This is a genomic window from Vicinamibacteria bacterium (assembly GCA_035570235.1).
In the GTDB taxonomy this organism is placed as follows: domain Bacteria; phylum Acidobacteriota; class Vicinamibacteria; order Fen-336; family Fen-336; genus DATMML01.
The window spans coordinates 20606-29345 of sequence record DATMML010000065.1 but is presented as its reverse complement, the minus strand read 5'-3'; the positions used below and the strand labels follow the sequence as shown (position 1 = coordinate 29345).

The window sequence follows — 8740 nt, the reverse complement described above, 5'->3', positions numbered from 1 at the left end:
GCCTTACTTCCGGCCCTCCTGGCCGTAGCGCCCGTCATGTGGGCGAGTCAGGATGCCACGGTACCACTAACCGACGCCGAGGCAGGTCCGATAGCCTTGGGCAGCCTCTGCTGGTCGCAACCGGCTGCCGGGCGTCGCGTTCGGTCAAGCGCTCCAAGGAGGTCGGGGGTTCGATCCCCCGCGGACAACCAACTGGAATCTGGGGGTAGGGCAGGGGTAAGCTGGCGAAGGCCATGCGCTCTTGACCTAGACCGTCGATGAGAATCAGAGGCCGGTCGATCGGGTCGTGGGGATTCCGCGTCAAGGCGGAATCTGTGCCGCGTCGGAGCGACGCCAGTAGGGCCGCCCACCGGCACGGCCTGCAAGGGAGCTTCGTTGGGGATTCGTGAGCACCAGGGCCCCTTCCGCCCGTGCCCCTTGTATCGACCAAGGTCACAGCCGCGACTCCTGTTTCTCCTGGCGTCGACCGCAATCTTCAATAGCCCAGTCCAACAAGAGGAGTCATGTTAGTAAGGGAACATCGGAACCTGTCAGTGCTTTAGGTGGCGATATGAAACGCACTCCAATCATCGCAGGGACCTTGTCTTCGATCATCGTCGCGGCCTGCGCGAGCTCCAGTAGGATACCCACGCCGAGTCCATCGACTGCCAGTCCAGCGCCGGCTCCCGCGCCCGCTCCTGCAGCTCCCGCTTCTTGCAACGCCGGGTGTTACTTCAACGGCCACCTCTTTTCAGATGGCTCGTCAATGTGCATGCAAGGATTTCAGCAACAGTGCGTCGGCACAGCTTGGATTACGGTTGGCCCGCCGGAACGTCCATGCGACTGTCAGCTGATACAGCCGGGTGGGGCCGGCAGCGCATGTGGCGGCTGCACGTTCAACGCACAGCACTACACCGAGGGATCGTTCCTTTGCGTTGGGCGTTTCCAACGGAAGTGTGCTGCGAACACTTGGGTCATACCAGGGCCGCCATTCTACGGTTGCACGCCGGGGTGTCAGTAACGGGCTTCTGGGAAGTGTTTCGCCGGCGTTGCTACGGCGCTACGCGTTGGGTTATCGGAGTCCCAGGTGTCGATGATGGTGCCGTTGAAGGTCCAAGAAGAGGGCGTGCGCTCGTGGGCGTCATGAAGCCGTACATTTTCGAGGGCTATTGGGTGCAAGTGGAGGGCCTAGGCATCATTTGACTGGCAGATGAAGACACACGCCTGACCTTCGACTTGAGGCCGCCGTGCTCAAGCTGCCTTTGGACCTAAGGCATTCGATTCCCCCTGCTGGAGCAGGTAGGCACGCGAAAGCAATAGCGGATGCCGTGGGGGCGAGGCGGAGCCGAAGCCCGGTCTTCTTCAAGGCCGCTCTTGAGCGCCTTCTCGACGTTCGCCCCATCCAGAGGCGTGCCCCCAACGATGGGAACATCCATTCCGGCCGCTCGTGCCCTACTTTTTACTCTTGCTTACCTTCGCTCGAGGCCGGGCAGCGGCTTTCCTTTTCAATTTGATCTGATTGTAACCAACGGCGGAACGGACGAGATTTCTTAGAGCGCGCTCATTAATCTTATCGCCTTCGAACAAATCAATCGCTCGCCACACGTTGCCTTCGAGGCCCGCGTTGAAGAGTCTGGCCGGGTCTGGGAGGCTTGCTCCGTGGGCAAAGGTCAGCTTCACTTTGTCTTTGTGGGCGTTGCCGACCGCGATTATTCCGTGGTTAGACCACACTGGGCTTCCCATCCACTTCCATTCCTCGATTATTTCCGCGTCAGCTTCAAGGATGCTCTTGCGGACGCTGGCGAGCGTTCTGCCACGCCAGTCTCTGAGTTCGGCGACCAGTTGGTCAATACGTTCCGATGGATTCATTGGATCCTTTATGCTGCGCATTCTTGGGCCGTTTTCAAGCCGGTAGTTTTGTTGGGTAGCTCTTAGCGGAAAGGGTAAGCAGGAACATTCGGGTGTGACATGGCCAAGCCTTAGCCGGCGATTGATTGTAGTTGGAATGCTGATATCACCCGCAGGGGAGGTGGTCAAGCGCTCTCTTGGTAGCCCCACATCGCTTTTCCCAGCTCTTGGTCGCAGGCCGACTGATGTCTCGGCGACTGAGATCGCCCCGTTTCATGGGATCTCTGCCACGACCGACCTACCACCGCCCAGAGCTTAGGTTTGGATGCGCGCGGGCGAGTCGCCTAGTCGCCGCACTAGACAGCGGGCTTGGGCTGGGTCTAGACTTCCCCATTGCTAAACGCCGCGCGCCGATACCTTGTGGGGGGGCATATGGGCTTTCTTGACGACGTTCTCAAACAAAGCGGAGGGCTCGGTAGCCTCGCTCAAGTGGTCGCGCAGAACCCCCAGGTCGTGTCCGCCGCAATAGCCTTGCTGAACCCGAAAGATCCCTCCGTCGGCGGCACGGGGGGTCTCGGCGGCCTCGTGGGGGCCTTCTCAAAGGCGGGCCTCGGCCAAATCATGTCGCAGTGGATCTCGACCGGCCCGAACCCCCCGATCTCACCCGACCAATTGTCGAAGGTTCTTAGCAGCGACGTGCTGGGCCAGTTCGCCCAAAAGGCCGGCGTAGCCCCGGCCAACGCGGCTTCCCTTCTTGCGTCGGTCCTGCCCGGTCTCGTCGACCACCTTACGCCGAACGGCCAAGTGCCGGCGGCGAACGATCTCCAGGCTTCTCTCGGGGGGCTGCTGGCGCACCTAAGTGGCCGCTAGCCCCCCGGCAACGGAGGAAGAACGATGCGCACGCTCCGAAACCTAGGACTTGTCGCCATTGGTCTCGGTCTGGCCCTCGCCGGACTGGCCCAGGGGGCGGATAACAAGGCCCAATCTGCTCAACGCGTAGACCTGAACACAGCCACAGCAAAACAGTTGGAGGAGCTGCCCGGAGTGGGGCCGGCCACAGCAAAGAAGATCATTGCCGGTCGGCCCTACGCGGCGGTTGCGGACCTTGCCAAGGCTGGCGTGCCCGCGAAGACGATCACGCAGATCACTCCGCTGGTCACGGTAAGCGCCCCTGCGGCATCAACCCCGCAAGCCGCGTCGGCCCCTGCTTCGCCCGCGGCCCCTGCGCCCGCGGCCCCTGCGCCCGCGGCAGCCGCTTCGCCGGCACCCCCCGCATCCTCCGCACCCGCTGCCGCCGCGACGACGGCCCAGCCGCCGCCAGCCAAGGGCATGGTCTGGGTCAACACCGAGACCAAGGTCTACCACCGCGAAGGGGACCGCTGGTACGGCAAAACAAAGCATGGCAAGTACATGACGGAATCCGACGCCATTGCCGCTGGCTATCGCGCCTCAAAGGAGAAGGAGAAGAAACAGCCCTGATCAATCCCGCTGCGGACACTTTGCCGCCTCATCACCGGCTGAGGACTAGGGGGACAACAAGGACGCGGTAGCTCTCGCCCACCACGACAATCCGCGGCCGCGCTGGCACTAATCGGCTGACTTGGCGCGTCATGGGGTCTGGCCATCGGGTTGCTTCGAGTGCGGAAGAACTTAAACCCTCGGGACGTCTTACTCGGTCCGATTCGAAAATGAGGAACTGGGGGTTCGATCCGGTCGCGGTCTACAATAACGGACTGCGGTTTTCCGCTTGGCTCAAAGCTTCCTTCGAAAGAAGGCCTATCTCAACCAAGGCTGAACCGGTAGACCTATCCACGCCTTCGCCGCCAAACGGCCAGAGTGATTCGCGGAAGAGTTCGATTCGCCAATGGCCACTACCTAGACCTCCTGATCGTCTACGTAACACCAGCGCCAGCCTTCCCCCGCCTCAAGGGACTTAATGATGGGGTGCTTGGTGTCCTGGAAGTGTTTCGTGGCATGACGATTGGGCGAGGAATCACAGCAACCCACGTAGCCACACTCAAGGCACTGCCGTAAGTGCACCCACTCGTCGCCGATACGCAGGCAATCCTCACATTCTTTGGCGGAAGGCCCAACGTCACGAATATGCTGGAGATGAGAACAACGCTTTGGCATATCGGCCGCCTTTCAAGACCCCTGTGAGAGTGGAGAGTCGCGGCGGCCCACGGCGCACCACTCTCCTTCACCCCACCAGGCAAGTTAGCGGCGAGAGGGAAGCTACTGCAGCGGGATGGAGGCGATGGGCATCTGGTGACCCCCACCCCCGCGCCCTGCCCCGATGTGACCCGCGACCGTTCGAACCCGATCCAGAGCGCAGTCGATGGCGCTCATACCCTAGCGAGTCGGACTAGGAGTCGCCGAGACGGTACCCGCCTGCCACCCTCCGCCCAGTGCCTTGTAGAGGTTCACCACCGCGATCAGTTGGTCGCGGCGGGTTTGGGCCAAGCCAATCTCCGCCGGAAAGAGCTGCTGCTGCGCCTCCAACACCTCAAAGTACGCGGATAGGCCTGAGCCGTAGCGAAGGTTCGCCAGCCGAACGGCCTCGCGGTAAGCCTGCACCGCGCGCGCTCGCTGGCTCTCGGTCTCCACGAGCTTGGTCCGGGCGATGAGAGCCGTCGACGTCTCGGCCAGTGACTGCGTCACGGTCGCTTCGTATTCGATCTCAGCTTGTTCCCACCGGGCCTTCACGGCCTCGTAGTTGCGCTTAATGGCACCGCCATGGAAGAGGGGGCCGAGTACGCCGGCCCCGACACTCCAGGTCTTGCCGTTGGAGAACAGATCTCCCAGTTCAGGGCTGACGTTGCCGAAGAGGCCCGTAAGGCTCAGAGTAGGAAAGAACGCGGCCTTGGCCACGCCGATGTCTGCGTTAGCTCCGACCAGGAGCTGCTCGGCCTGACGCACATCCGGTCGTCGTTCGAGGAGCGTCGAGGGCAGGCCGGGCGGGGTCTCGGGGGGTAACGGCATGGAGGAACCTCCCCGCGCGATCGGCTGGGGGTTTCGCCCCAGCAACAGGTTGATCTGGTTCTCGCGGGCCACAATCGCGCGCTCGATCTCCGGGATCTGGGCTGCGACCTGACCGAGGGAGGCCTCGGCGCGGGAGGTCTCGAGCGCGGACGCCGCTCCCCCCTCCAGACGCCGACTGAACAGATTGTAGGTGTCCCGGAAGGCCATCGTCGTTCGCTGGGCGATCTCCAACTCGGCGTCCAGCTCGCAAAGCTCGAAGTAGGCCGTAGCAACGTCAGAAAGGAGCGAGAGGAGCACGCCGCGCCGAGCTTCCTCCGTCGCCAAGTACCGCGCTCTCGCCGACTCGTTGAGGCGACGAACACGACCCCAGAGGTCGATCTCCCACTTAGCCCCGACCTCGGCCGTCCACTCCGTCAGGGTTGCTCCGGATGGGTTCAGGAACTGGTCCGGACGCGTCCGCAGCCAGCCAGCCTGATAGTCCACGGATGGGAACCGCTGGGATCTGGCCACCCCGTAGAGCGCGCGCGCCTCTTCGACCCGGGCCACGGCAAGGCGTGCGTCGAATCCGTTCTTGAGCGCCTCTTCGACAAGACCCTTCAGGACAGGGTCCTGGAAGACGTCCCACCATGGAAGGTCCCCGGAGGAGCGCGCTTCGCCCGCGGCCTGCTCGCCATAGAATCGGTCCGGCGTGACAACCGGCGGCCGCTTGTAGTTCGGCCCCACGGCGCAGCCCACGACCAAGGCGCAGGACATGACAACGACACCCCGGACTCTCACGGCTGCTCTCCGGCGGGCGACACGCTGCCCTGCGGCGGATGGGCCCGCTCCCGTCCAGCGAGGCGCTCGACCACCACGAAGAGCAGTGGAATCAAGAAGATGGCGATGCCGGTCGCCGCGAGCATTCCTGTAATTACGACCGTGCCCAGGATCTGCCTCCCCACGGCCCCCGCGCCCTGGGCTACCCAGAGGGGCACGCAGCCCAGGATGAAGGCGAAAGACGTCATCAGGATGGGGCGCAGCCGCAAGCGAGCGCCTTCTAGTGCCGCCTCTATCAAGGGCTGGCCTTTCTCGAATCCGGCCTTGGCAAACTCCACGACCAGGATCGCGTTCTTCGCCGCCAGTCCGATCAGCATCACAAGGCCGATCTGACCGTAAACGTCCAGCGCAAAGCCACGCAACAGCAGTCCCAAGAAAGCGCCAACCACGGCGATCGGCACGGAGAGCAGGACGCTCCAGGGAAGCGACCAGCTCTCGTACAGCGCGGCCAGGATCAGAAACACGAAGCCCAGGGAGAGCCCGAACACCGCTCCCGCGCGACCAGCCGCCTTGCGCTCCTGGTAGGAGAGGTCGGCCCAATCGTAACCGATCTCCTGGGGCAGGACGGTCTTCGCCACTTCTTCCAGGGCGGCCATGGCCTGCCCGGAGCTGTAGCCCGGCCCCGGCTGCCCCGTGATTTGAGCCGCTCGGAAGAGGTTGAAGCGCTGGGTGTATTCGGGGCCGAGAATCCGCCGCGTGTTGACCACCGTCGACAAGGGCAACATCGTTCCCTCGCCGTTTCGAACGTAGAAACGGTCGATGTTCTCGGGGGTGAGGCGGTCGACGCCTTCCGCCTGCAGGAAGACGCGCCACTGCCTCCCGAACCGGTTGAATTGATTCACATAGCTGCCTCCCAGAAAGGCCTGAAGGGTGAGGTAGACGTCGGCTACTGATACGCCCTGCTTCAGCACCTTGTCGCGGTTAACGTCGGCAAAGAGCTGGGGCACGCTGGAACGAAACTGGCTGTTCAGATTCGCGAGCTCCGGCCGCTTCCGCGCTGCCTCCAGAAACTTCTCGAGGTTCTCGGCCAGCAATTCCACGGTGCCGCCGCTCCGGTCCTGTAGCCAGAAGGAGAAGCCACCCGCCGTGCCGATGCCCGGAATGGCCGGGGGAGCAAAAGCGAAGGCCACCGCCTCCGGCACCTTGGTGCGCAGGGTCCGGTTGAGCCCGCGGAGGATCGCCTGCGCGGAGAGATCGGCCCCCCGCCGCTCGTCCCAGGGCTGGAGAGACACGAAGAAGAAGGCCGTATAGGAGGCAGACGTGCGGGTGAGAAGGCTGAAACCGTTGATGGTTGCGGTTGAACGCACGCCCTTTGTCTCGGCCAAGATCTCCTCGATCCTCCGGGTCACCGCGTTCGTCCGTTGCAACGATGCCGCCTCCGGAAGCTGAACGTTCAGCAACAAGAACCCCTGGTCCTCCTCGGGAATGAATCCGCTGGCCAGGCGCCCTCCCACGCCGCCCGCCAAGACGACGAATCCACCCAGGATCAGCAGGCCCACCGCCGTCTTCCGGATGAGGCCCTGGGAGACGCTCACGTAGCCATTGGTCGCGCGCGCGAACCACTTGTTGAACGAGGTGAAGAGCGGGGCGAGCCACCCCTTGGCTTCACCGCGTGGCCTCAGGAGCAGAGCGGCCAACGCGGGAGAGAGGCTGAGGGCGTTGAAGGCAGAGATCAGCACCGAGATCGCGATGGTGACGGCAAACTGCTTGTTGAGCCGCCCCTGAATTCCGCTCATGAGCCCGATGGGAACGAACACAGACGAAAGCACGAGCGCGATCCCCACCACCGGCCCCGAGACCTCGGACATTGCCTTCAGAGTGGCGTCCTTCGCGTTCAGCCCCTCCTCGATGTGGTGCTCCACCGCCTCCACCACCACGATTGCGTCGTCCACGACAAGGCCGATGGCGAGCACAAGCCCAAACAGCGACAAGGTATTGATCGAGAAGCCGAGGAAGGGGAAGAAGGCAAAGGTACCGATCAGGGACACCGGCACCGCGATCAAGGGGATGAGAGTCGCCCGCCAGTTCTGCAGAAAAAGGAACACGACAAGGATCACGAGCACCATGGCCTCAAGAAGGGTGGTCGCGATCTCCTTAATGCCTTCGGTCACGGGCAGGGTGGTATCGAGGCCGATCGCGTAGTCGAGATCGCTCGGAAACCGCTGCTTCAGGTCCCTCATCATCGCCTTGGCGTCTGCGGCTACGGTGAGGGCGTTGGCTCCGGGGGCCTGGAAGACTGCAATCAGGGCGCCGGGGCGTCCGTTGTAGCGTCCGGACTGGTTATAGGTCAAGGCGCCTAGCTCGATCCTCGAGACATCCTTGAGGCGAACCACGGAGCCCTCGGGATTGAGCCTTAAGACAACGTTGCCGAACTCCTCCGCGGTCACCAGACGCCCCTGGGCCCGTACCGTATAGGTGAGCTCCTGGCCAGGGGGCGCGGGCTCCGCCCCCACTCGTCCGGCCGGATTCACATTGCTCTGCTGCTGGACCGCGCGCAGCAAATCGGGCACCGTGAGCCCGAGCTTCGCGAGCTTGTCCGGCTTTACCCAGATTCGCATCGAATACTCGGCGAGGCCGAAGTTCACGACTTGGCCCACGCCGGCCACTCGGTAGAGGGCGTCGTTGATGTTGATCACGGAGTAGTTGCCCAGAAAGAGTGAGTCGTAGGTGCCGTTGGGCGAGTAAAGAGAGAAGATCAGCAGCGGCAGCCCGACCGTGCTGCGGTAGCTTAGGCCGAACTGGGTCACGTCCGCTGGCAGGTACGGCTGGGCCTGCGCGACGCGGTTCTGGGCGTTCACTTGGTCGATATTCACTTCGCTCTCGACGTCGAACGTGACGGTGAGCGTCATGGTGCCGTCGTTGGCGTTCGTCGACTGCATGTAGAGCATCTTGTCGACGCCGTTCATCTGCTGTTCGAGCGGAGTGGCCACCGATTGTTCGATGGTGAGGGCGTCCGCGCCCGTGTAGGTCGTCTGTATCTGGATTTGCGGCGGGATGATCGAGGGAAACTGCGCCACCGGCAGGCCCGTCATGGAGACCAGCCCCAGGATCACGGTGACGACAGAAATGACGATGGCGACGATCGGCCGACCGATGAAGAAGCGCGACATGCTGG

6 protein-coding genes are annotated in these 8740 nt (G+C 63.1%); 2 read left to right on the top strand and 4 right to left on the bottom strand.

Annotated features, from left to right (window positions below; all coding sequences use genetic code 11):
* Window positions 1–1431: 1431 nt before the first annotated feature.
* Window positions 1432–1848 (bottom strand): DUF1801 domain-containing protein, encoded by a 417-nt coding sequence (locus VN461_12035; protein ID HXB55509.1) that lies wholly within the window; start codon window positions 1846–1848, stop codon window positions 1432–1434.
* Between the two features lie 411 nt (window positions 1849–2259).
* On the opposite strand from VN461_12035, the gene VN461_12030 reads away from it, so the two are divergent.
* Entirely contained in the window at window positions 2260–2697 is a 438-nt protein-coding gene (locus tag VN461_12030) for a YidB family protein (protein HXB55508.1), read from the top strand.
* Between the two features lie 24 nt (window positions 2698–2721).
* A complete protein-coding gene (locus VN461_12025; protein HXB55507.1) occupies window positions 2722–3306 on the top strand; it encodes a helix-hairpin-helix domain-containing protein in 585 nt (194 codons plus the stop codon).
* Window positions 3307–3702: 396 nt separating this feature from the next.
* Here VN461_12025 and VN461_12020 read toward each other — a convergent pair whose 3' ends face one another.
* The 3 genes from VN461_12020 to VN461_12010 all read right to left on the bottom strand — a co-directional run bounded on the left by VN461_12020 (window position 3703) and on the right by VN461_12010 (window position 8735).
* Window positions 3703–3960 carry a UBP-type zinc finger domain-containing protein gene (locus tag VN461_12020; GenBank protein ID HXB55506.1) on the bottom strand — a complete coding sequence of 86 codons (258 nt, stop codon included), beginning with the start codon at window positions 3958–3960 and terminating at the stop codon, window positions 3703–3705.
* A 219-nt stretch (window positions 3961–4179) separates the two neighbouring features.
* Window positions 4180–5586 (bottom strand): efflux transporter outer membrane subunit, encoded by a 1407-nt coding sequence (locus VN461_12015; protein HXB55505.1) that lies wholly within the window; start codon window positions 5584–5586, stop codon window positions 4180–4182.
* A complete protein-coding gene (locus VN461_12010) occupies window positions 5583–8735 on the bottom strand; it encodes a multidrug efflux RND transporter permease subunit (GenBank protein ID HXB55504.1) in 3153 nt (1050 codons plus the stop codon). Before VN461_12010 ends, VN461_12015 begins: the two co-directional genes overlap by 4 nt.
* Between the last annotated feature and the right edge of the window lie 5 nt (window positions 8736–8740).

Bases quoted from the DNA above. Each gene is read 5' to 3' on its own strand.
- VN461_12010 (HXB55504.1), bottom strand. From the start codon at position 8,735: ATGTCGCGCTTCTTCATCGGTCGGCCGATCGTCGCCATCGTCATTTCT.
- VN461_12035 (HXB55509.1), bottom strand. From the start codon at position 1,848: ATGAATCCATCGGAACGTATTGACCAACTGGTCGCCGAACTCAGAGAC.
- VN461_12020 (HXB55506.1), bottom strand. From the start codon at position 3,960: ATGCCAAAGCGTTGTTCTCATCTCCAGCATATTCGTGACGTTGGGCCT.
- VN461_12030 (HXB55508.1), top strand. From the start codon at position 2,260: ATGGGCTTTCTTGACGACGTTCTCAAACAAAGCGGAGGGCTCGGTAGC.
- VN461_12025 (HXB55507.1), top strand. From the start codon at position 2,722: ATGCGCACGCTCCGAAACCTAGGACTTGTCGCCATTGGTCTCGGTCTG.